At 68.2% G+C, this 21,695-nt stretch carries 20 protein-coding genes; 10 read left to right on the plus strand and 10 right to left on the minus strand.

What is annotated here, in order from left to right:
* Positions 1–58 precede the first annotated feature (58 nt).
* From VFZ09_RS47950 to VFZ09_RS47960, 3 genes are all read left to right on the plus strand, one after another.
* On the plus strand, positions 59–1,300 hold the full coding sequence (locus VFZ09_RS47950; RefSeq protein WP_329734562.1) for an ATPase, T2SS/T4P/T4SS family: 1,242 nt from the start codon (positions 59–61) through the stop codon (positions 1,298–1,300).
* A 296-nt stretch (positions 1,301–1,596) separates the two neighbouring features.
* The gene (locus VFZ09_RS47955) at positions 1,597–3,660 is read left to right on the plus strand and encodes a carbon starvation CstA family protein (RefSeq protein WP_329734563.1); all 2,064 of its coding nucleotides are present in this window, start codon (positions 1,597–1,599) and stop codon (positions 3,658–3,660) included.
* Between the two features lies 1 nt (position 3,661).
* A complete protein-coding gene (locus VFZ09_RS47960) occupies positions 3,662–3,865 on the plus strand; it encodes a YbdD/YjiX family protein (RefSeq protein WP_329734564.1) in 204 nt (67 codons plus the stop codon).
* A 63-nt stretch (positions 3,866–3,928) separates the two neighbouring features.
* Here the strand turns inward: VFZ09_RS47960 and VFZ09_RS47965 are convergent, their stop codons facing one another.
* Both VFZ09_RS47965 and VFZ09_RS47970 read right to left on the minus strand, forming a co-directional pair.
* The gene (locus tag VFZ09_RS47965) at positions 3,929–4,291 is read right to left on the minus strand and encodes a thioredoxin family protein (protein ID WP_329734565.1); all 363 of its coding nucleotides are present in this window, start codon (positions 4,289–4,291) and stop codon (positions 3,929–3,931) included.
* A gap of 117 nt (positions 4,292–4,408) precedes the next feature.
* Positions 4,409–4,909 (minus strand): hypothetical protein, encoded by a 501-nt coding sequence (locus tag VFZ09_RS47970; RefSeq protein WP_329734566.1) that lies wholly within the window; start codon positions 4,907–4,909, stop codon positions 4,409–4,411.
* A gap of 227 nt (positions 4,910–5,136) precedes the next feature.
* Here VFZ09_RS47970 and VFZ09_RS47975 point away from each other — a divergent pair, with 227 nt between their 5' ends.
* Positions 5,137–6,030: a tetratricopeptide repeat protein gene (locus tag VFZ09_RS47975; protein ID WP_329734567.1), complete on the plus strand. Its 894-nt coding sequence runs from the start codon at positions 5,137–5,139 to the stop codon at positions 6,028–6,030.
* Positions 6,031–6,039: 9 nt separating this feature from the next.
* On the opposite strand, the gene VFZ09_RS47980 is transcribed toward VFZ09_RS47975, so the two are convergent.
* The 3 genes from VFZ09_RS47980 to VFZ09_RS47990 all read right to left on the minus strand — a co-directional run bounded on the left by VFZ09_RS47980 (position 6,040) and on the right by VFZ09_RS47990 (position 8,781).
* Complete coding sequence (locus VFZ09_RS47980; RefSeq protein ID WP_329734568.1) at positions 6,040–7,182, minus strand: BMP family ABC transporter substrate-binding protein; 1,143 nt, start codon at positions 7,180–7,182, stop codon at positions 6,040–6,042.
* A gap of 5 nt (positions 7,183–7,187) precedes the next feature.
* Positions 7,188–8,300 carry an isopenicillin N synthase family dioxygenase gene (locus VFZ09_RS47985; protein WP_329734569.1) on the minus strand — a complete coding sequence of 371 codons (1,113 nt, stop codon included), beginning with the start codon at positions 8,298–8,300 and terminating at the stop codon, positions 7,188–7,190.
* A gap of 67 nt (positions 8,301–8,367) precedes the next feature.
* On the minus strand, positions 8,368–8,781 hold the full coding sequence (locus VFZ09_RS47990) for a hypothetical protein (RefSeq protein WP_329734570.1): 414 nt from the start codon (positions 8,779–8,781) through the stop codon (positions 8,368–8,370).
* Positions 8,782–8,910: 129 nt separating this feature from the next.
* On the opposite strand from VFZ09_RS47990, the gene VFZ09_RS47995 reads away from it, so the two are divergent.
* Positions 8,911–9,822, plus strand: a complete 912-nt coding sequence (locus VFZ09_RS47995) for an acyl-CoA desaturase (protein WP_329734571.1) — start codon at positions 8,911–8,913, stop codon at positions 9,820–9,822.
* A 244-nt stretch (positions 9,823–10,066) separates the two neighbouring features.
* Here the strand turns inward: VFZ09_RS47995 and VFZ09_RS48000 are convergent, their stop codons facing one another.
* The 4 genes from VFZ09_RS48000 to VFZ09_RS48015 form a co-directional block, all read right to left on the minus strand.
* Positions 10,067–10,924 (minus strand): SEC-C metal-binding domain-containing protein, encoded by an 858-nt coding sequence (locus VFZ09_RS48000; RefSeq protein WP_329734572.1) that lies wholly within the window; start codon positions 10,922–10,924, stop codon positions 10,067–10,069.
* The gene (locus tag VFZ09_RS48005; RefSeq protein ID WP_329734573.1) at positions 10,914–11,492 is read right to left on the minus strand and encodes a hypothetical protein; all 579 of its coding nucleotides are present in this window, start codon (positions 11,490–11,492) and stop codon (positions 10,914–10,916) included. The genes VFZ09_RS48000 and VFZ09_RS48005 overlap by 11 nt, the downstream gene beginning before the upstream one ends.
* 465 nt (positions 11,493–11,957) lie before the next feature.
* Positions 11,958–13,022, minus strand: a complete 1,065-nt coding sequence (locus VFZ09_RS48010) for a hypothetical protein (RefSeq protein ID WP_329734574.1) — start codon at positions 13,020–13,022, stop codon at positions 11,958–11,960.
* 9 nt (positions 13,023–13,031) lie between these two features.
* Positions 13,032–13,793, minus strand: a complete 762-nt coding sequence (locus VFZ09_RS48015; RefSeq protein ID WP_329734575.1) for an MBL fold metallo-hydrolase — start codon at positions 13,791–13,793, stop codon at positions 13,032–13,034.
* A gap of 255 nt (positions 13,794–14,048) precedes the next feature.
* Here VFZ09_RS48015 and VFZ09_RS48020 point away from each other — a divergent pair, with 255 nt between their 5' ends.
* The 4 genes from VFZ09_RS48020 to VFZ09_RS48035 are packed head-to-tail and all read left to right on the plus strand — an operon-like array spanning position 14,049 to position 17,990.
* On the plus strand, positions 14,049–14,567 hold the full coding sequence (locus tag VFZ09_RS48020; protein ID WP_329734576.1) for an RNA polymerase sigma factor: 519 nt from the start codon (positions 14,049–14,051) through the stop codon (positions 14,565–14,567).
* Positions 14,564–15,259 (plus strand): hypothetical protein, encoded by a 696-nt coding sequence (locus tag VFZ09_RS48025; RefSeq protein ID WP_329734577.1) that lies wholly within the window; start codon positions 14,564–14,566, stop codon positions 15,257–15,259. The genes VFZ09_RS48020 and VFZ09_RS48025 overlap by 4 nt, the downstream gene beginning before the upstream one ends.
* Positions 15,256–17,073 carry a caspase family protein gene (locus tag VFZ09_RS48030; RefSeq protein ID WP_329734578.1) on the plus strand — a complete coding sequence of 606 codons (1,818 nt, stop codon included), beginning with the start codon at positions 15,256–15,258 and terminating at the stop codon, positions 17,071–17,073. Before VFZ09_RS48025 ends, VFZ09_RS48030 begins: the two co-directional genes overlap by 4 nt.
* Before the next feature lie 23 nt (positions 17,074–17,096).
* Positions 17,097–17,990, plus strand: coding sequence for an alpha-ketoglutarate-dependent dioxygenase AlkB (locus VFZ09_RS48035; protein WP_329734579.1), 894 nt, complete (start codon positions 17,097–17,099; stop codon positions 17,988–17,990).
* Here VFZ09_RS48035 and VFZ09_RS48040 read toward each other — a convergent pair.
* Positions 17,975–19,270, minus strand: a complete 1,296-nt coding sequence (locus VFZ09_RS48040) for an AAA family ATPase (protein WP_329734580.1) — start codon at positions 19,268–19,270, stop codon at positions 17,975–17,977. The genes VFZ09_RS48035 and VFZ09_RS48040 overlap by 16 nt on opposite strands.
* Before the next feature lie 197 nt (positions 19,271–19,467).
* On the opposite strand from VFZ09_RS48040, the gene VFZ09_RS48045 reads away from it, so the two are divergent.
* A complete protein-coding gene (locus VFZ09_RS48045; RefSeq protein WP_329734581.1) occupies positions 19,468–21,678 on the plus strand; it encodes a M4 family metallopeptidase in 2,211 nt (736 codons plus the stop codon).
* Positions 21,679–21,695 lie beyond the last annotated feature (17 nt).

Genomic DNA, 21,695 nt, shown 5'->3' on the forward strand with positions numbered 1-21,695 from the left:
CCGGAAGCGCACGCGGCATACCGGTTGCTTGGAACGGCCCTGGTCGGAGGGGACACACGTGGGACTCGAAGCCTTCATCCGGCTCGCCCGAGAGCAGGGAGCGAGCGACATCCACCTGGAGGGCGAGATGCCCATGGCGCTGCGGATCCGCGGCGCGCTGCGGCTCGCGGGGGAGGCGGTGCCGGGCTCGGTGCTCACCGCCATGGCGCGCGACATCATCGGTGATGCCGCATGGCCCGAGTTCCTCGAGCGGTGCTCGTATGACGTCTCGCGCAACGTGGAGGGCCAGCGCTGCCGCATCAACATCCTGCGCACCGCGCGCGGCGTGGGCTTCGCCATCCGTCTGCTGGCCTCCGCCCAGGCCACGTTGAAGAAGCTCAACCTGCACCCGGACCTGCGCCGCCTCATCGAGCCGGCCCACGGCCTGGTGCTGGTGAGCGGCCCGACGGGCTCCGGCAAGACGTCCACGCTCGCGGCGCTGCTGCAGGAGATCAACCTGAGCGAGGCCCGGCACATCATCACGGTGGAGAGCCCCATCGAGTACGCGCTGGTGCCGCGCCAGTCCTTCATCCGCCAGCGCGAGGTGGGCCGGGATACGCCCTCCTTCGAGCAGGCGCTCGTCGACGCGCTCCGCGAGGACCCGGATGTCCTCATGGTGGGCGAGATGAGGGACCCGGAGGTGATGCGGCTGACGTTGAACGCGGCGGAGACGGGACACCTCGTGCTCGCGACGGTGCACTCGGCGAGCACGGCCGAGGCGCTCCAGCGCGTGGTGTCGGCCTTTCCGCCGGAGATCCAGGGCGCGGTGTGCGCGCAGTTGGCGGACTGCCTCGTGGGGGTGGTGTGCCAGCGGCTGCGCTACCGTCCGGAGCTCGGCATCCGTGTGCCCGAGTGCGAGGTGCTCCCGGGCAGTACGCCCGTGAAGAGCCTCGTGCGCCAGGGCCACTTCTTCAAGCTCCCGTCCGCCATCGAGACGGGCGCCGCCGATGGCTCGTGGACGTTCACGCGCTACGCGGAGTGGCTGAACCGGAAGACGGATTGGAACCTGCCGTCTCCCGCGGAGGAGGCTCCGCCCGAGCTGCCTCCCGTGTCCGTTCCCTCACTTCGGGCCACTCCAGCGCCGATGCCGGAGCCTCTTCCCCGGCCGGTCGCGCCCAGGCCGAAGCGCGTCACGCAGGACGATGTTCCGCCCAGACCCGCGCCCGCCGAGGAAGGGGTCTTCGTCATCCAGGAGGAGCAGGACGATCTCTCGGACATCATCCGCCAGCTCGAGCGCGGTGGTCCCAAGAGCAAGGAGTAACGGTCCGAGCGTCCGTGGGTGTCCCCTCTCCCTCTGGGAGAGGGCTAGGGTGAGGGTCTTCCGCCCATGATCCGCGTGATGGGTGACGACCCTCACCCCCCGCCCTCTCCCAGAGGGAGAGGGCGCATGCGCAACGTGTGGACTCCTGGTTTCGCGAGATCCGGCTGGATTGTCACCCGAGGGGCCTCACGCGGCGCGTTGTGTTGATGAGTGGTGCATGAGGGGGGGGAACTTGATCATTGACCCCGTGCCGACCCGGCGGGAACGTTGCCGCGATACACAGGAGCGGAGGGGTCATGGGTCGTCTCGCGAGCAGGTTGGGTTGGGCACTGGTCGCCATCATCGGCGCGTTCTGTCTGGGCACTGTGGCGCTGCACCGGGGCGAGACGATCAACGCCACCTGGCTGGTGGTGGCGTCCGTCTGCGTCTACATGCTCGGTTACCGCTTCTACGGGCGGTTCATCGCCGACAGGGCCTTGAGGTTGGACCCCTCGCGGGCCACGCCGGCGCAACTGCGCAATGACGGCCTGGACTACGTACCCACCGACAAGTGGGTGCTGTTCGGCCATCACTTCGCGGCCATCGCCGGAGCCGGTCCGCTGGTGGGCCCGGTGCTCGCCGCGCAGATGGGGTACCTGCCGGGCACCATGTGGATCCTCTTCGGCGTGGTGGTGGCCGGCGCGGTGCAGGACTTCATGATCCTCTTCCTCTCCATCCGCCGCGACGGCAAGTCCCTGGGCGACATGGTGCGCCTGGAGCTGGGTCCCGCCGCCGGGGTGGTGGCGATGATCGGCGTGCTGATGATCATGATGATCATCCTCGCGGTGCTGGCCCTGGTGGTGGTCAAGGCGCTGACGGACAGCCCCTGGGGCACCTTCACCGTGGCCATGACCATCCCCATCGCCCTGTTGATGGGGGTGTACCTGCGCTACCTGCGCCCCGGCCGCGTGCTCGAGGTGTCCATCCTCGGCTTCGTGCTGCTGATGCTCTCCATCTGGCTGGGCGGCCGCGTCGCCGACGCACCGTCCGTGGCCCCGCTGTTCACCTTTGGCAGCAAGCCGCTGGCGTGGATGCTCATCGCCTATGGCTTCTGCGCCTCGGTGCTGCCGGTGTGGCTGCTGCTGGCGCCGCGCGACTACCTGTCCACCTTCCTGAAGATTGGCACCATCCTGCTGCTGGCGGTGGGCATCGTCCTGGCCGCGCCGGAGCTCCGGATGCCGGCGGTGACCCGGTTCATCGACGGCACCGGGCCCGTGTTCTCCGGCAACGTGTTCCCGTTCCTCTTCATCACCATCGCCTGTGGCGCGGTGTCCGGCTGGCACTCGCTCATCTCTTCCGGCACCACGCCGAAGATGCTGGCCAACGAGGGCGAGTCGCTCATGGTGGGCTACGGCGCCATGCTGATGGAGTCCTTCGTCGCGATGATGGCGCTGATCGCCGCCTCGGTGCTGGACCCGGGTGTGTACTTCTCCATGAACTCGCCGCCGGGCCTGATTGGCACCACCGTGGAGCAGGCGGCGCGGACCATCAGTGAGTGGGGCTTCGTCATCACCCCCGACGTGCTCAGCATGACGGCCAGGGAGATTGGCGAGTCCTCCATCCTCTCCCGTGCGGGCGGTGCGCCGACCCTGGCCGTGGGCATGGCGCAGATCCTCCATGGGCTGGTGGGCGGCGCGGGCATGATGGCCTTCTGGTACCACTACGCCATCCTCTTCGAGGCGCTCTTCATCCTCACCACCGTGGACGCGGGCACGCGCGTGGGCCGCTTCATGATCCAGGAGCTGGCCGGCCTGGTGTACGCGCCGCTGCGCAAGACCGAGTCCTGGTCCGCCAACCTGCTCGCCACGGCCATCTGCGTGAGCGGCTGGGGCTACTTCCTCTACCAGGGCGTGGTGGATCCGCTGGGCGGCATCAACACGCTCTGGCCGCTGTTCGGCATCGCCAACCAGATGCTGGCCGCCATCGCGCTGACGCTGGTCTGCGTGGTGCTCGTGAAGATGAAGCGCGAGCGCTACCTGTGGATTCCGGCGCTGCCCACCGTGTGGCTGGTGTGCTGCACGCTCACCGCCGGCTGGCAGAAGGTGTTCGGCGGCGAGGTCCGGGTGAGCTTCCTCGCCCATGCCCGCGCGTTCTCCGCCGCCGCCGCCGAGGGCAAGGTGCTGGCGCCCGCGAAGAGCCTGGAGGACATGGAGCGCGTCATCACCAACGACTACGTGGACGCCACCCTCACCGTGCTCTTCATGCTGCTGGTCATCGCGACCGTTTCGTTCGGCATCCGCGCGGCCCTGGCCGCCCGCCGCTCGGCCGGCCCCACCGCCCAGGAGACCGCCCCCGTTCCCCTGGCCACGGCGGGCCACTGACATGGGCGCCGCGAGGGACAGGCTGAGGGGCTTCTGGCTCCAGGCGGTGCGGACCGCCCGGTTGATCATCGGCGTGCCCGACTACGACACCTACGTCCAGCACATGCGTCTGAAGCACCCCGGGAAGCCGGTGATGAGCTACCCGGAGTTCTTCGACGAGCGCATGCGCGCCCGCTACCGCGGGGGTGGCGGGCGCTGCTGCTGACTCAATGTCCAGCGCGTTGGGCGCGCCCGTCCGCGTGTCGTTGTAGACCGCGAACGTGGAGACTCAATCCGAAGGCGTGGGGATGCGAAGGAATTGGAGCGTCACGGTGTAGCCGCCGTAGCCGCGCGTCAGGCGTTGGCGCTTTCCGTCCGGCCCCACGACGGCGAAGGAGGGAAAGGCGCTGACGGAGTGCGCCTTGATGAGGGCCTGCACGGCGGGCGGGTTCTCTCCGTCCTCCTGGTGGCGATCCTTCAGCTTCACGGGGATGTAGCGCGTGTTGATGTTGCGGGCCGCGTAGTCGTTGTTGAAGACGTCGCGCTCCATCAGCTGGCAGGGCGAGCACCAGTCGGCGGAGAAGTAATAGAGGATGGGGAGATGGCGCTCGCGGGAGAGGGCCTCGGCCTGCTCCAGGGGAACCCAGGCCACCAGGCTCCAGGGCTGGGAGGGGGGGGCTTCTCGTAGACGGCGCTGGCCACCCGGGCACCCAGCAGCAGCACGGCGGCCACCAGCAGCCGGCGGGGCAGCGCGCGGGTGGAGCCCGGATCAACGGGACGCATAGGACACCTCGCGCTGATTGAAGACGTGGATGCCGAGCAGCAGCAGCAGCGAGACATTGGAGAAGTACGTGGTGAGCCGCAGCCAGGACAGGGGCGTGGCGGCGAACGTCCTGCGGAAGTCCAGCTCGGGCATGAGCAGGCCCAGGAGGTACTGGCGCACGGTGAAGGCATACCGGGCCGACTCGTCCTTGCCCAGGCCGGGCAGCACCCGCTCCGCGAGGAAGAAGAGCACGCCCCAGAGCGCGAGGTTGCCCCAGCCCGGCAGCCGCGTGGAGAAGCAACGCTGCGAGGCCACCACCTTCTGGCCGCGCTCCGCTCCCTCGAGCAGCGCCCGCAGATCCCTCGTGGCTGCCGTGGGGACGAGCCGGTTGGGGTACTCGATCTGCGTCACCTCGGGGTGGAAGAAGGCGGCCAGCGCTTCTCCAGTCGCTCCCTGCTCGATGGCCCGGAAGTAACGGTGCGCGATGTCGAGGTTCGTCGTGGACATGGGTCCTCCCGTCGGATTCACAACCGTGGTTGTACAACCCCGTTTGCACAAGAGGAGCGCTTCCGGCGAAGCCACGGCAGCCGGGCCCTGGAGGAGGCACGCCCCGGCGGGTCCGGTCGCCGCGCTGAGCCAGGACGGTGGCCCGGGCCGAGTCCCCTTCGCGCGGGCGGAGATCCTGGCTATACCCGTCCGACAGGATGGGCCCTGGTGCCCGGGAGGATTTCCACATGCTTCGCTCTGGAACCGAGAACGGCCGGCGCCCGTGGGTGCTCGGCCTCGGTCTGGCCATCACCCTGCTGGGGGCGTCCGCCCTCGCGCAGCAACCGAAGCCCGCGACGAAGGCCGCCGAGAAGCAGGAGGCCTTCTTCGGCCGCGAGGAGCTGGCCCGCCAGGCCAAGGTCCACGAGGAGGGCTGCAAGAAGGGCGACAAGGGCGAGTGCTTCAACGCGGCGTTGGCGTACGCGCAGGGCGCGGGCGTGAGCAAGGACGATGCCCGCGCGGCCGCCCTCTACAAGAAGGCGTGCGACAAGGGCCACCTGGACGCCTGCAACAACCTGGGCATCGCCTACGCGGAGGGCACGGGCGTGCAGAAGGATCCGAAGCAGGCCTTCGCGCTCTTCGACAAGAGCTGCAAGGCGGAGGACGCCAAGGGGTGCTTCAACGTGGGCCTCGCCTACAACGCGGGCCTGGGCGTGGACAAGGATCCGGTGCGTGCCGGCGCCTCCTTCGAGAAGGCCTGTGGCAAGGGCCACGCGGATGGGTGCTTCAGCCTCGCCATCGCCCATGCGAACGGCAAGGGCGTGGAGAAGAACCTGGAGAAGTCCGCGGCCCTCTTCACCAAGGCCTGCGACGCGGGACACATGACGGCCTGCAACAGCCTCGGCGTGGCCTATATGGCGGGACAGGGCGTGGCGAAGGATCCGAAGCGCGCCGTCTCCCTCTTCGAGAAGGCCTGTGCCGCGGAGCTCCCGGGCGGCTGCCTCAATGCTGGCATCGCCCACCGCAGTGGCAGCGGCGTGGCGAAGAGCCCGGAGCGCTCCCGCGAGTTCATCCAGAAGGCGTGCAACCTCGGGCTCGAGCCCGCGTGCAAGGCGCTCCAGGCCGCCACGAAGGCGCCTTAGCGCGAGCGCTCAGGGCGTGCCAGGAGCCGCGGTGGCGGGCCGGAGCTGATCCGGGTGCGTGGGGACCTGGATGTCCCCGGCGATGATCTTCCCCTTCAGCTCCTCCAGCCGGGCCAGGGCGTCGGCCTTGCCGGGGAAGTCCAGCCGCACCGGGGCGTAGGTGATGCCGCCCTCCTTGAGGCCGAGGGACAGGCTGCCGCCCTGGAAGCGGCCCTGGACCTCATCTCGCACGGCCTCGTACACCACCAGGTCCACGCGCTTCACCACCGCGGACAGCACGGCCTTGGGTGCCAGGTGCGACGGGTCCGAGTCCACGCCGATGACGTAGACACTCTTGCCCTCGTCGCGCGCTTCCTTCACGGCCTGGATGGCGCCCAGGCCGTCCACGCCCGCGGCGGCGAAGAGCACGTCCGCGCCCTTGGTCAGCAGGTCCTGCCCCACCTGCTTGCCGAGCGCGAAATTCGTGAAGCCACCGGTGTAGTTGGACACCACGGTGGCCTTGGGGTTGGTGGCCGCCACGCCCGCGCGGAAGCCGGCCTCGAAGCGCTTCACCAGCGGAATCTCCATGCCGCCCACGAAGCCCACCTTGCCCGTCTTCGTCGCGAGCCCGGCCAGCGCGCCCACCAGGTAGCAGCCCTCCTCCTCGCGGAAGACGACGGTGCGCACGTTGGGCAGCGTGTACGGCTCGCCCTGGGCGGACAGCAGTGGGCTGTCCACCAGCAGGAAGTGCTTGTCCGGGTTGCGCTTCGCCACCGCCTCCACCGCGTTCTCCAGCATGAAGCCCACCGCGAGCGACAGCGACACGCCCTGCTCCTCCACCAGCAGTTGCAGGTTGGGCTCGTAGTCCTCGGCCACCCGGCTCTGGAGGATGACGGGCGTGATGCCGAGCGGCTCGTGCTCCTGGGGCGTGACGTCCTTGTAGCCACCCTCCTCGTACTTCACGCCCGCGGCCCAGACCTCCAGGCCCCGCAGCGCCGAGTCATTGAAGGACTGGTCCCCGCGACCTCCGAGCCCCAGCACGAGGCCGATGCGGCTCTTCTGGGTGGCGGGTGCCTTGGCCGCGGTCTTCGGGGCGGGAGGCGCCTCCTTCTGGCTCTTGCAGGCCGGCAGGAGGGGCAGGGCGAGGACCAGGGCGAGGTGACGCAGGCGCATGGCCTCTAGGACTTCGCGCTTCCCGCGCGCATCTGGTTGAGCCGGTCGTAGTGGCGGTAGCCGAGCTGATCCAGCGCGCTCGGGGGCGCCAGGCCGATGTCCACCAGCGTCTTGATGTCATACGTGCCCGCGAGCACCGGGGGCGCGTAGTTCCGCACGGCGTCGGGGGTGCGGAACTTCGACAGCGGGAAGAGCACCGTGTTGGTGTGCACGTGCATGAAGTGCGCGGCCGACTGACGCTGCCAGCCCGGCACGCCCGGCGCGGTGATGACGTGCGGCGTCGCGAGGAACGTGCCTCCCGTGAGGATCTCCAGCTGCTGGCCCACCTGCGCGACGATGCAGCCCGCGGGCGCGGTGCCACGCACCATCCGCCCCCTGGGCTCCTCGGGCGACGGGCGCGTGCGGAGGTAGAGGCCGCTCTTGTCATCGGGGCTCTTCTCCGGTTGCCCCTGGGGGTCGAGGAACCGGCCCCCGGGCAGCAGCGTGAGCAGGTTGAAGTCCGTGTGCTCCTCGCCCCAGACGATGCCGGTGTTCACCTGGGAGGCGGTGAGGGGCAGGTACTGCAGCGCACGCGTGACGTGGGGGGCCCGCTGGCAGAGATCCGCGAAGGACGCCTCCGGGAGCCCGAGCGCCACCGCCGCGCCGCGCAGGAGCCCGAGCCCCGCCTCGTGGAGCGACCGGCCGAGCGAGAGCAGGCCGTCCTGGAAGAACGGCGGCGCATCGGAGGGCCACACGTTCTCGGGGTAGATCTGCGGGAACTCGAGCGCCGAGCTCTCGTCGGAGGGGTAGGGCGCGGCGAAGTAGCACTCCTTGAAGTCCGGCTGGCCATTACTGGCCACGGCGACCTCGGTGTTCGGAGGCGTCCAGCCGCGCTGGTACCAGATGTCCGCGCGGCCGTAGGGCCGCTTGGCCTCGGTGGGCCACGAGACGAAGGTGCGGAACGCGTCGTAGAAGCGCTCGAGCGCCTGGGCATCGACACCGTGGTTCTTCACGTACACGAGGCCGAAGACGCCGAAGGCCTCCCGGATGGCCGCCGCGCCGCGCTCGACGCGGGCGGGGTCCTTCGACGAGAGATCGGTGAGGTCGACGGTGGGGATGTTCATCGGGGTCTCTGCCATGGCGACCCCAGGTGTATCGCGCCTCGCCTCCCAGCGGAATACGCTCGCAGTGGAGAGGCTCCGCCTGTCAGGGCTCCTGGGGCCAGGGCCAGGACTCCAGCCCGGTGTCCGCTGGCGCCTCGTTGGGGTCCACGGGCAGGAGGAAGTAGCCACCCGGAGGCACCTGCTGGAGGGAGTAGCTCCCCGGGAGGGGCTGCAGGAGGTAGTAGCCGCCCGGGGGCACCGCCTGCAGGCCATAGCGCTCCGTGAGCGGCTGCTGGAGGTAATAGCTCCCCGCCATGGGCTGCTGGAGCTGGTAGGTGCCCGCCATGGGTTGCTGAAGCTGGTAGGTGCCCGCCATCGGCTGCTGGAGGGCCTGGCTGCCTGCCATGGGCTGCTGGAGCTGGTAGGTGCCCGCCATCTGCTGTTGCTGGGCGCTGGCCGTCCCCGCCGCTGCCCAGGTCATCGCCGCGATCGCGGCCGCCAGGATGCTCTCGCGCATGTCCACACCTTCCCTGGTGTTGAGGTAGCCACGAGCCGAGGCGAAGGCCACGAGCGGCTTCCGGGACAGGATTCGAGGGCTCCCCGCAACCGCCGCCACCTCTTCCGGTACTCCCCGGTGGAGGTGGTCATGTCTGGTGGAAACACGGTGCGCCCGGGTGACGGGCAGGTGCGGTGGAACCCCGCGAAATCGCTGTGGTTCGGGCTCGTGTCGCTGGTCGCGGTGGTGGGGGCGGTGCCTACGTTCACTCCGTCGGCCTTCGGGCTCTTCGTGGGGAGCACGGTCCTGACGCTGTGCGCGGGGCACTCGGTGGGTATCCACCGGGGCCTCATCCACCGCTCCTACCGGGTGCCCGTGTGGCTGGAGTACGCGCTCACCTACCTGGGCGTGCTGGTGGGGCTGGATGGGCCGCGCGCGCTGGTGCGCATGCACAACACGCGGGACTTCCAACAGAACGAGCCCTGGTGCCACGACTACTTCGCGCACCGGCAGCCCATGTGGCGCGACTACTTCTGGAACCTGCACTGCCGCTTCGAGTTCGCCCGGCCTTTCGAGCCCCGTCTGGACGGACAGGTGGAGGCGGATGCTTTCTATGGCTTCCTCCAGCGCACCTGGATGTTGCAGCAATTGCCCTGGGCGGTGCTGTTCCTGGCGGTGGGTGGGCTGCCCTGGCTGGTGTGGGGGAGCTTCGTGCGCGTGGCGGTGAGTGTGACGAGCCACTGGCTCGTGGGCTACGTGGCGCACCGGCACGGCTATCGCGGGTGGCACAACGAGGGCGCGGCGGTGCAGGGCTTCAACAACCTGCTGTTCGGAGCGCTGAGCATGGGCGAGGGCTGGCATAACAACCATCACACGTTCCCGCGCTCGGCCCGGCTGGGAATCCGTTGGTGGGAACTGGACCTGGGGTGGGGTTTCCTCACGCTGCTGCGCGCGATGGGGCTGGCTACTGACATCCTTAAACCGGGCGAGCAGTCGCGCGCTCACCATGCCAAGCCTCTCCCCATGGGGAGTTCGTGTATGTCTCCTCTCCCTCTAGGATAAGGGAATGAGGAAAACTGTCAGCCTCACACTTTCGACCGGCACGGGATGAGAGCGGGAGTTGTCGCGGACATCTTCTTCCCAAACCCAGCCGACTAGTGAGCGGGACAGGGCAGAGAGAGGGATATTGAGATCGACTCCCAGGGGAAAGGTAAAACGCTATCAGGGAACCTGAGGCCCCAAACGAGGGCTCAATCCATAAACGATTAGGTGATAATCCCCCGTGCGGCGACTACGGCTTGGCGATTCACCTCTTTGAATATGTAAACATCGACAAATTCGAAGGCGGAGGGACTTCGAAATCAATCTCGCAGTGCGGACGAAGAACACCCTCGGGGTTTGACCAACAGCACTTCTTGTATTTGACGCCTGATTCGCATGGGCAGGGATCGTTTCGACCTGTGCTCTTGAAGCGAGCATGCGGATGCCGCTTCTTCGTCCATTCAAAAGACCACCCATGGTATGGAGAGGCCAATCGGTCCACGATAAAATTGATCAGCGAATAGTCGTAATGATCTCTGGACTTGCTGGTCTCTGGATCTAGGAGAAAGGGGACAGAGTATTTTTGAACGGGGTTTCGGACGAGGGCAATGCCAATGAATTCCGATTTGGAGACCTTTCTAACACAAAGTTCGCCGTTGTATACCTCGCCGACGCGGTGACCACATGGGGAGCGAATGGAGACACGGGCGCCGCAGATGTTGCAGGTTTTCTCGCGCGCCACCATCTCCGGACTGGCGAAATATGCATACGGAAAGAGTTTTTGAAAACGACCGATCTGCTGGTACGTAAACGCCAAGTGATAGTCGTCTGGTGTGAACGGGAAATGGCGCTCTAGCCACCCAAGGCCGCGCTCTGCTTTCTCAAGATTGCACCATGCATTGTAGAACTCGCCTCGCTTCATTAGGCGAAAGGCGTTGATGTATTCCTCGTGTATGAGAATCGCCTGCTCGCAACACCAAGTGCGTTTTGCCCGCTCTTGATCTGAGGTGGCGACTGCCTTGCTCTTTTCCGCCTGCAAAGCCTCGAGAATAGGATGTGCATCCCACGAACCCCAGGAGGTTGGAAGCGTAGAGAGCGTACTGAAGGCTGCGTCAATGTCCATGAGGGTCATTGCTCTTTACGATGGGTTTGGATTGCTGGAGAGCAGCGTCAGGATTAGCTTGGAGAGTCTCCAACGCCTTCTTGATCGAGGCTTCGAACGCAGGTGCTGGGCCTTCGTAGTGAACCTTTGCTGTTTGGCGGTGGCCGGTAATATGCATGTCAAATATGACTGTTGTGTTGTCGCGACGAGAACCCAGGCGCGAGTATAGATAGTTGGATAGCAATCCAATGGCAAGAGGGACGATGCCAAATTCTACTACGAGCGTGGCGATCCTGAGAATGTCTGCGTGAAGCGCCAATTCCTGATATGTAGTATCGGTGGCGTAGATTTCTGGCGTCAATTCTGGTGGCGAATTCTCCCGAAGGTACTCGAGCAACTCTTCTGTCCCAGTGGGGAAGGTCGGCTCACGAAAATCGCGGTAGGACTCTGACGGCACGATAAGCATATTCGCTGCCGCAATTCCTTCTCGGAGTTCTGGCGTAGTATCTTCGCGATTTTTCCAATAATCGAAGCTCTTGTCGCTAGCCTCGATGGTACACACTGGTTCCGTGAATTCTTTGTTGTGCATGTTGTCCCTTTCTGTGGAGGGCTGTATCACATCATAGCCTGTCCGCCCTTGATTCCAATGGTGGGGGAAGTGTCGCACTGCCCTCAGTTGCCTGCTCGGGTTGTCCTCGACGGATACATAAGTCACACTGCTGGATCAGGGCTCCGTTGCCTCCTTGGGCAACAACTCGCGTAGGTTGCTCTGTATGCCACGGATGCGGCTACCAGAGTGCCAGAGTGACGTTGCCGCCTCCACCCTCTAGTCGCGTTAGATACTTGGGGTGAACCCCCGCATCCTACTTGCTCCTGGGAGAGTTTGTGCTCTAGCCGCAGCCCGCCAATGCGCTGTAGCTCCCGTTTGGTGGCGGGGCCAAGTCCTTTTGCGTCCAGACTTCGATGGGGCTGTCTTGCCGGATGTAGACCCAGGGCGGGCATGGGTCGGGCTCCCCGCCCTCCTCTACAGAAAGAGGGCGAATGCGTCACCCGGTCACTTCGGCCAGAACGTCACCGCCCGCGCGTTCTCCGAGCTCCAGACGAGCTTCTTCCCCCGGTACATGCGCGGATGCCCACCGGAATCGGCGAGCGAGATGAGCAGGAATGACCCGCGTGACTGGATGCTGACCAGGTCGTTCTCGCGGAATGTGTGACCGGGGAGCGCGACCGCCTTTCCCTTATCCACTCTTCGCAGCAGGCCCGTGGCCAGCAATTCCTCACCAAAGGGCGTGCCCCAGACCGCCAGCGTGTAGCCACCACGCACCAGTGCGGCCCACTCGCCATCGGGCTGCTCGGGGGTGAACGCATACAGTTGGTCCAGCAGTGCGTCGTCTTCGATCTCCCTGGGCGCGAAGCGCGGATCCAACACACGGCTCGAGCGTTCACCCAATTCCTTGCGGATTGGCAGGAGGCCGGTCCCCGAGGCCTCATCGCTCGCCTTCACATCCAGCCGCGTCCACGCTCCGTCACGCCAGACGAAGGCGTGGGCCAACAGCGGGCGTCTCATGGTTCCATTGAGCCTGAATCGAATCGTGTTTCCATCCACCTCCGCCGCGCCCACCTGCTCCTGCTCCGGGGTGGGCTTCTGAATCGTGAGCCCGAGCAACTGGCCCTTGGCGTCGAAGCCGAATTCGATGAGCTCGCCCGAGCCGGGCAGGGGGAGCTCCTCGGCACCACCCGTCGCCATGTCCACGAGGAACAGGCGGTCGCGGAACGCGGGGGAGGGGAACTTCTCCGGGAACGTGGGCTTGCCCACCACGGGCTGGCTGACTCCCCCGCGCCAGAACCTCGCCACGCCTTGCTTGCCATCCCGGCTCAGCGCGGTGCTCGCCCCCTGGCAGTCCACCGCGAGCTTCACGATGACCCGGCGCGTAGAAGTGACGGCATCGACCTGGGCCCACTCGCAGCCATCACTCGCGGGCTCGAGCAGCGACAGGGTGGACTCGGTCACCGCGGGCGCGGGGGCCGCCTTCTCCGTCCGGGCCGGGCTTTGTTCCTGCCCATGGGCCACGGGTCCGAGCAGCAGTGCGCCGAGCAGGAGGTGCTGGAAGATCTTCACGTGTGCCCCTCAGTTCGCCGCGAAGTCGCGGAGCGGTGCGAATCCGGGCAGCACCCCGGTGTGCGAGAAGACGATGTGCTTCACCTCCTCGGGCTTCAGCTTCGCCGCCAGCGCCTTCAGCGATGCGCGGTTCTGCTCCACGTCATCCGTCACCGGCCACTTGGCGCTCACGAGCTTGCCGTCCTTCGTCGCGTCCGCGCTGTCTCCGAGGAACAGCACTCCGTTGGCGAGGTACGCCGCGCTGCCCTGGGTATGGCCGGGGATGGAGAACACGCGGATGGACAGGGTGCCCACCTGGAGCGTCTCGCCGTCCTTCAGCGCGCGGGTGACACGCACGTCGCGGTTGGTGGGCGGCAGGTGCCGGAGGATGGGGCTTCCACTGCGCGCCTTTCCCTCGGCGATGGGCACGTCCGCCTCGAGCGCCATCACCTCGGCCTTCGGGAAGAGGTGACACCCGGCGACGTGGTCCGCGTGCCCGTGCGTGAGGAGGATGGCCTTCACCGCGTCCGGCCCGAGCCCGCGCCGCTTCAACTCGCCCAGGACGATCTTCCCCTCGGCATCATTGCCCGAGTCGATGAGCACCACCGCGCCCTCCCCGGCGTCGAGCACGTCCACGCCGACGTGGCCGTCCTTCACCACCCGGGCGAAGCCCTCCAGCTCCCGTCCATCGGGAATCTCCCCGTTGCCAACGACCATGACCAGCAACAGCGCCACCACTCCCAACACGGGGACCAACAGGACCAGACCGGCGATCTTCAACACGCGCTTCATCGTCACCTCGAGCGGCCCACGGGGCCGGTGGAACAGTACCCCAGAGTGCGATAAGGCGCGGCCATGCCGGGGGAACCGTCCATGGAGCAGGAGCAGCCAGGCACCGCCGGGGCGGAGACCTCCCTCGTCGGCGCCTCGTACGTGCTCAGCCGCCCGAGCCGCCCGCCCGGCCCGTGAGGCCGTGTCCGCTTTTTCCGGGGCATTTCGTTGTACGGGGGAATGCTCCAGGAAACCGCATGCCTGCTTCTTCCCACCATGAGCGCGCCGCCCCGTGAAGGTGCGTCGGCCACCGTCACGGCCGCGTACCGCCAATACTTCCCCCTGCTCCAGAACAAGTGCGCCCGCGCCCTCGGCGACGCGGCGGAGGCGGAGGAGGTGGCCCAGGAGGCCTTCATCCGCCTGTGGCGCTCCGGTATGGCTCAGCGCCCCGTGCACGAGGTGGTGCCCTGGCTCTACCGGGTGAGCACCCGGCTGCTCATCGACAAGCTCCGGGTCCGCCAGCGCCGCCAGCCGGTGGAGATGTCCGCCGCCCTGCAGGACACCACCGCCCACCCCGCTCCCAGCATCGAGTCCGTGCTGCTGGTGCGTCAGCGCCTCCAGTCGCTCGCCTCCAGCCTCCCCGCCGAGGAGCTCGAGGTGGCCCTGCTGCACCGGCTGGACGGCCTCACCCAATCGGAAATCGGCGAAGTCACCAATCTGTCGGATCGCACCGTGCGCCGCATCCTCACCCGCCTCGAGGCGCGGCTGGGGCCCTGGCGCGAGGAGGAACGATGAGCACCTCCCACCCTTCCTTCCTGGCGCTGGACCGCGCCGCGCTCGGGGACATGACGGAGGAGGTGAGGACCCACCTCGCCTCCTGTCCCCGCTGTGCCGGGCATGTCGACTCCCTGGGCCGGCCGCCGCCGGTGCCGTCCTGGGCCGTGGCGCTCGCCAACGAGCCGCCTCGCCGCGCTCCCTCGCTCCTGGCCCGCCTGGCGCCCTGGGGCGTCGCGGCGCTCGCGGCGGGGCTCGCCCTGGTGCTGTGGGTGCCTCGCACGGCGACGGAGACGCTCCCGGGCCCGAGGGCCGGCCTGCGCAGCAAGGGCAGCCCGGCGGTGGCGCTCTACGTGAAGACCGGGGACACGGTGCGTCTGTGGGACGGCGAGTCCCCGGTGGCCGAGGGAGACCTGCTGCGCCTCAAGGTCATGCCCGAGGGCTTCACCTGGCTCACCGTGGCCGCCGCCGACGGTGACACCTGGCAGGTGCTCCATGAGGGCCCGCTGCCCGAGCGCGGCGAGACCCTCCTGCCCACCAGTTGGCGGGTGGAGCCCGGCGAGCAGCCCGAGCGGCTCCTCGTCGTCCTCGGCCTCGCGCCCGTCTCCGTTCAGTCCCTGGCCCCGCTCCACGAGGCGCCCACGCGCGACGAGTCGCTGTGGGTCCTCCCGCTCACCCTCTCCAAACCCTCTTCGCGGCCCGCTTCGCCATGAACGCACTGCTCGCCCTGACCCTCGTTGCCCTCACCGCCGCTCCACCCGACACCGGCTCCCCGGACGTGAAACGCCTGGCCGTGGTGGTGGGCGCCAACCGCGCCGCTCCCGGACGCACGCCCCTGCGGTACGCGCACCGGGACGCGCGCAGCGTCGCCTCCGTCCTCGTCGAGGCCGGACAGTTCTCCCGGGACGACGTCCTGGTGCTGGAGGACCCGGAGCCCTCGCGCGTCCTCGCGGCGCTGGACTCGCGGCTGGAGCGGCTCGGGAAGGAGGGCCGGGAGGGACTGCTGCTCTTCTACTACTCGGGCCACTCGGACGATCGGGCGCTCTATCCCAACGGCCAGCCGCTGGAGCTGAAGGCGCTCCGGGCGCGGCTGGAGGACGAGCGGGCCGCGGTGCGCGTGGGCATCCTCGACGCCTGCCAGGGCGGGAGCTGGACGCGGGCCAAGGGGCTCTCCCCGGCGGCGCCCTTCGCGGTGGAGGTGCCCCTGGCCCTGTCCAGCGAGGGCTCGGTGCTGCTCGCCTCCAGCACGGGACAGGAGGCGTCGCACGAGACGGATGAGCTCCAGGGCTCCTTCTTCACGCACCACCTGGTGGCCGGCCTGCGCGGCGCGGCGGACGAGGGCGACGACGGACAGGTGACGGTGGGCGAGGCCTTCGCCTATGCGCAGCGCCTCACCATCCGCGACACCTCGCTGCGCGGCGAGGCGGTGCAGCACCCCAGCTTCGACCTGCGGCTGCGCGGGCGGCAGGACCTGCCCCTCACGCGGCTGGCCAGCGCGAGCAGCACGCTCGAGGTGCGGCAGGAGCTGGGACCCCTGCAGGTCATCCAGCTGCACACCGGACTGGTGGTGCTGGAGGTGCCCGAGGGCCGGCGTGCCCTGCGCATGGCGCTGCCGGTGGGGCCCTATCTGGTGCGTCGCAGGACGCCAGAGGGCACGTTCGCCCGGGAGCTCCAGGTGGAGGCCGGCAAGTCGGTGACGGTGCTCGAGGAGAACCTGGAGCTGGTGGGGGCGCCGGGGCTCGCCGCCAAGCGCTATGCCCGGCCGCTGGCCGCCACCCTCACCACCCTCCCGGCCGGCACCCACGCGGTGGGCCTGTCGATGTCGGTGGGGTATGGCGAGGTGGCGCAGGACGGCTCGTATCCCCTTCCCATCGCCTATGCGATCCCTCCCAGCCTGTCGGTGGGCTACGGTGTGGGGTTGACGGATCGGCTGCAGTTGTCCGTGGCGGGATTGCCCTCGCTGGCGTTCTCCCGCCCGGTGAAGCTGTTCTTCGGGATTCCCACGCCGACGCTCTCCTTCCGCCTGGGGGAGGCGGGCCGGACCGAGTGGGTGCCCCAGGTGAGCGGCACGGTCCACCCCGAATTCAAGACCATCCAGGTGGTGGCGGGTCTGCGGACGCGGTGGTGGGTGTCGGACTCCAGCAGCGTGCATGCGATGGCGTCGGTCAACCATTCCTTCTTCACCTCCGGGTCCGACACGGTGCTGCTCAGGTTGAACCCCGTGCCTTCGGTGGGAGCCGGCTACTCCGTGACGCTGGGCGAGGTGGTGACCCTGGCCGTCGGCGTTTCCGCCTGGGCCATCTTCTCGGAGGAGCTCGTGCTCCAGGATGGCATCCTCCATCGTGGGGGGCTGAACGTCCGGGTGGGGTTGAACCTCGGCGGCTTCCATGGGACGGCGTTCCCGCTCCTGTCCATCCACCTCAACGACGTCTGGAGCCTCACGGGCAACGCCTCCCTGGGCTTGCAGCCGGGAGCCGAGAGGTCCACGTCGAGCCAGTTCAGCGCGGGCGTGCTCGCCACCTTCTGAGGTGTGGTAGGGGAGAGACTCCCATGGCGCCTCCTCCCCGTTATGGCCGTTCCCTGGCCCACAAGGCCCGCCAGCGCACCCCGGGCCACCACTACAACGCGAGCTTCCTCCCGGCGGCGGACCGCGCGGAGATCCTCGCGTGGCTCGGTGCCCTCCACCCCCTGTGGGAGCAGCGCTACTCCAAGCACTTCCCCCCTCCGCCGGGGCAGGAGCAGCGGCGGTTGTTACGGCCGGTCTACTGGCTGGGCAACTGGCAGTTCGCCTGCCTCGACTACTACCGGCCGCCCAAGGGCGTGAAGGACCGCTGCGTCAAGGCCGAGCCCTTCCCGGCGGTGCTCCAGCGCCAGGTGGACAAGGTGGAGCAACTGGCGCGCCGGATGTTCCGGGGCCCGGACATGCCGCCCCGCTGGCACCTCAACACCTGCCTGGTGAACTTCTACGGCAGCCGCCTCGAGGACGGGCGCTGGGTGGACACCGCGCGCGTGGGCGAGCACAAGGACTTCGAGCCCGGGCCCGTGGCCTCGCTGTCCTTCGGGGAGCGCGCGCTCATCCAGTTCGTCACCTCCACCCGCCCGGGCGAGCGCGACGAGGTGGTGCTGGAGCAGTGGCTCGACGATGGGTCGCTCCAACTCTTCGGGGGCGCGCGGTGGAAGGAGCAGACGTTCCACCGGGTGCAGCGGGTGGACACGCGCGCCGGCCACCTGCTCCCGCCCGAGCTGCCGGACTTCAAGACCCGGCGCATCAACCTCACCTTCCGCTACGTGCCGGACGAGCACGTGATTCCCTACGCCCAGCTCTCACCCGAGGCCCGCGAGGACGTGCGGCCCTACATGGAGACGCTCGCCCGGCACAGTGCCTTCTTCCGCCAGGAGCTCGAGCGGGAGCGCGAGGCGCACCCGCCTCACCACAACCCGTGAGTGCGCAGCAGCGCCGCGAGCGGGGTGTCTCCCCGCTGGTAGGTGCCGAAGAGCTTCGCGGCCGTCTCCGGTGACGGGTTGGCGCACACCTTCCACTCGCGGCCGTCCCGCAGCTCCGTTCCGCAGTGGAGCAGCGACGCACGGGCCTCCTCGGCGGAGCCGAGCGGGAGGTGCTCGAAGAGGGACGCGTTCTGGCTGGTGAGGAAGCACTGCCGGCGGCCCAGCTCCCTCACACAGGCCTCCACCAGGCGCGGGTGCAGGCTGTTGGGCAGCTCGTCGGCGATGACGAAGTCCTCGTTGACGTCCAGGTAGTACAGGAAGGACAGCAGCCGCTTCTGCCCGTGGCCGAGCTGCTCCTGCGTCAGCACCACGCCATCTCGCCGGGTGAAGTGGAAGCCGAAGCGGCCGAATTCCAGACGTCCGCCGCCCTCGTAGCTGCGCTTGTCCAGCAGCTCCACCCGGAACGTGCCCGCGCTGAAGCCCGCGAGCGCGACGAACCTCGCCAGGAAGCTCCGCTCCACCTCGTCGTGGCGGATGTCGAGATGGCCGGCCGGCGCGGGCATCTCGCGCGCCACCCGCTCGCGCAACAGCCCGGGCATCCACGTGGGCAGCCACATCAACCCGAGCGGGAAGACCTCGTCGCCCCGCATCTCCATTCCATACTGGATATTGCCCATCTGCTGGAACGTCCCGAGCGCCTCGTCGAAGCGCGCGGGGGCGAGCAGGAAGGTGCGGCGCAGCAACTCCTTGAGTGGCTCGCGGACCTCGGGCTCCAGCCGCTGGGCCGTCATGAAGAGCACCACCCAGACGGTCCGGTCCAACAGCGACCAATACATGGTCTGTGAATAGGCGGGCTGTCCGTCCACCTCCCAGGCCACGCCGGTGGCATCGGCGCGCATCACCAGCCGGGGGCCGGGGGCGTCCAGCGCGAGCACCAGCTCCATGAAGGGCTCGAGCTCCGCCCTGGCCTCCGGGGCCCGCGGCCGCAGCAGCGCCGGGCTCTCGGAGGTGACGGGCGGCGGGGCGGCGCCCGTGGCCCGCGTGTTGCGCACGGTGATGTGGAGCTCCATCCCCGGGAAGTCGAGGGCGTACTCCAGCGAGAACTCCTCGCGGATGAGCCCGGAGAAGTCCGAGGCGAGCACGCGCGAGAGCAGCTCCAGCAGCGTCGTCCTGCCGGTGCCGTTCTCTCCGAGCACCAGGTTGAGTGCTGGACCGAACACGAGCTCCGTGCCTGGCGCGATGTCCCGGTAGCCGTGGATGTGGAGCTTCGTGAGCTTCATGGCGGTGCCGAAGTGCCTCTCTTTTCTCAGAAAAAGAAAAACCACGCACCGTGCCACTTCAGTGGTGAACAACCAAGTGCTCACGCGTCCGCGTTTATACAACTCAATCAGAAAAAATCGTGAAAATCATCACAGTGCCTTGAAGCGCAATCAATAGGTATGTCAAGAAAGTCGCCTCTACTTCAGAGGAGTGCTTCGTGAGCAACCGGTTCGTGAGGACGTTCTGCGTGGCGTGGCTGGGAGCCAGCCTGGCCGCGTGCGGCTCCATGCAGGAGGGCGGGACGCCCGTGCAGGGGGGCGATGACTCCGACATCCAGGCCGCGCTGGCGCGCATCCAGGGCGCCCGGGTGCTGGGAAGCGACGAGGGCATTCCCTACGCGGTGAGCGGCCAGTTCGGCCGTGCGTCCCAGGCGGCGGGGCTGCGCGCGCGGCCGGACGTGCGCGAGGCGCTGAGCCTGGTGGCGCCGGTGTTCCGGCTCAACGAGAACGACCTGGTGTTCCGCCGCGCCAGCGTGGACGCGCGGGGCCACCAGCACCTGCGCTTCCAGCAGACGAAGGACGGCCTGCGCGTGGTGGGCGGCGAGCTCGTCGTGCACGTGGACGCGGCGGGCAATGTCTACGCGGCCAACGGCTCGGCGCGGGATGGCTCGAACGTCTCCGCCGCCGCGAAGGTGGCCCCCGAGGCCGCGCTGAAGGCCGCCGTGGAGGGCTCCACCGCCCGGAGCGCCGCCTCCCAGGGCCGCGCGGAGCTGGTCTACGTGCGCACCGAGGGCAGCGCCGAGCCGCGGCTGGCCTACGAGGTGCGCGTGAAGGGCGAGCGCGAGGGCATGCCCGCCGACGACCTGGTCTACGTGGACGCGCGGCGCGGTGGCGTGCTGCTCGTCAACCCGCTCATCCACTCGGCGCTCAACCGCAAGGTGTACTCGGCCAACAACACCTCGACCACGCCGGGCACGCTCAAGCGCAGCGAGGGCCAGGCGGCCATCGGCGACGCCCATGTCGACATGAACTACGACATGCTGGGCGCCACCTATCACTGCTACCAGACGCTCTTCGGCCGCGACTCGTACGACAACGCGGGTGCCGCGCTCGTCAGCACCGTCCACTACGGCAGCAACTACGTGAACGCCTACTGGGACGGCACCCAGATGGTGTACGGCGATGGCAACAACTCGGACTCCATCGAGCTGGGCAAGGACCTGGACGTCACCGTCCACGAGCTCACCCACGCCGTGACGGACACCGAGTCGGACCTCATCTACTCGGGTGAGTCCGGCGGCCTCAACGAGTCCATGTCCGACATCTTCGCCGGCGTGTGCGAGAGCTGGACGCGCAACTGGGCCGTGGACGCGGACGTCTTCAAGATTGGCGAGGACATCTGGACGCCCGGCACCGCCGGTGACGCGCTCCGCTACATGGATGACCCGGTGAAGGACGGCGTGTCGCTCGACTTCTACGGCGACTACTCCTCGGGCGTGGACGTGCACTACAGCTCGGGCATCAGCAACCTGGTGTTCTCGCTGCTGAGCAAGGGCGGCGTGCACCCGCGCGGCAAGTCCGCCAACGCCGTGCCCGCCATTGGCCCGGAGAAGGCCGGCCGCATCTTCTACAAGGCCAACACGGACCTCTTCACGGCCAGCACCACCTTCGAGCAGGCCAAGACGTACACCGTCCAGGCCGCCGAGGCGCTCTACGGCGCGGGCTCGGCCGAGGCCCTGGCGGTGAACGAGGCCTGGAAGGCCGTGGGCGTGCCGCCTCCGCCGCCCGTGGTGAACGCGCTGACCAACGGCGTGCCGGTGAGCAGCCTGTCGGGCAGCTCCGGCAACAAGAAGTACTACGCGCTCGAGGTGCCCGCGGGTCAGTCCAGCCTGTCCTTCGACATCAGCGGCGGCACGGGTGACGCGGACCTGTACGTCCGCTACGGCGCCGTCCCCAGCTCCAGCACCTACGACTGCCGCCCGTACGCGAGCGGTAACGCCGAGGTCTGCCCCTTCACCAACCCGGCCGCGGGCACCTGGTACGTGATGCTCAACGCCTACTCCGCCTACTCCGGCGTCACCCTCAAGGGCACGTACGGCGGTGGTGGCGGTGGCGGTGGCACGCCGGTGACCGAGACGCTCAGCGACAGCGTGGGCAAGAACGCGAGCGACAACTTCGGCCCGTACAGCGTGGTGGCCGGCTCCACCTTCAAGGTGACCATGACGGGCACGCGCAACCCCGACCTGTACGTGCGCTTCGGCTCGGCGCCCACCACCTCGCTCTACGACTGCCGCTCGAACACCTCCACGGCGTCCGAGACGTGCACCCTGACGGTGCCGGCGGGCCAGAGCAACGCGTACATCATGGTCCGCGGCGCCGGCTCGGGTACGGCCAGCTACACGCTGACCATCAACTACACCAGGCCGTAGTCCTGGCGGGCGGCTCT

The organism is Archangium sp. (assembly GCF_036277355.1).
Classification (GTDB): Bacteria; Myxococcota; Myxococcia; order Myxococcales; family Myxococcaceae; genus Archangium.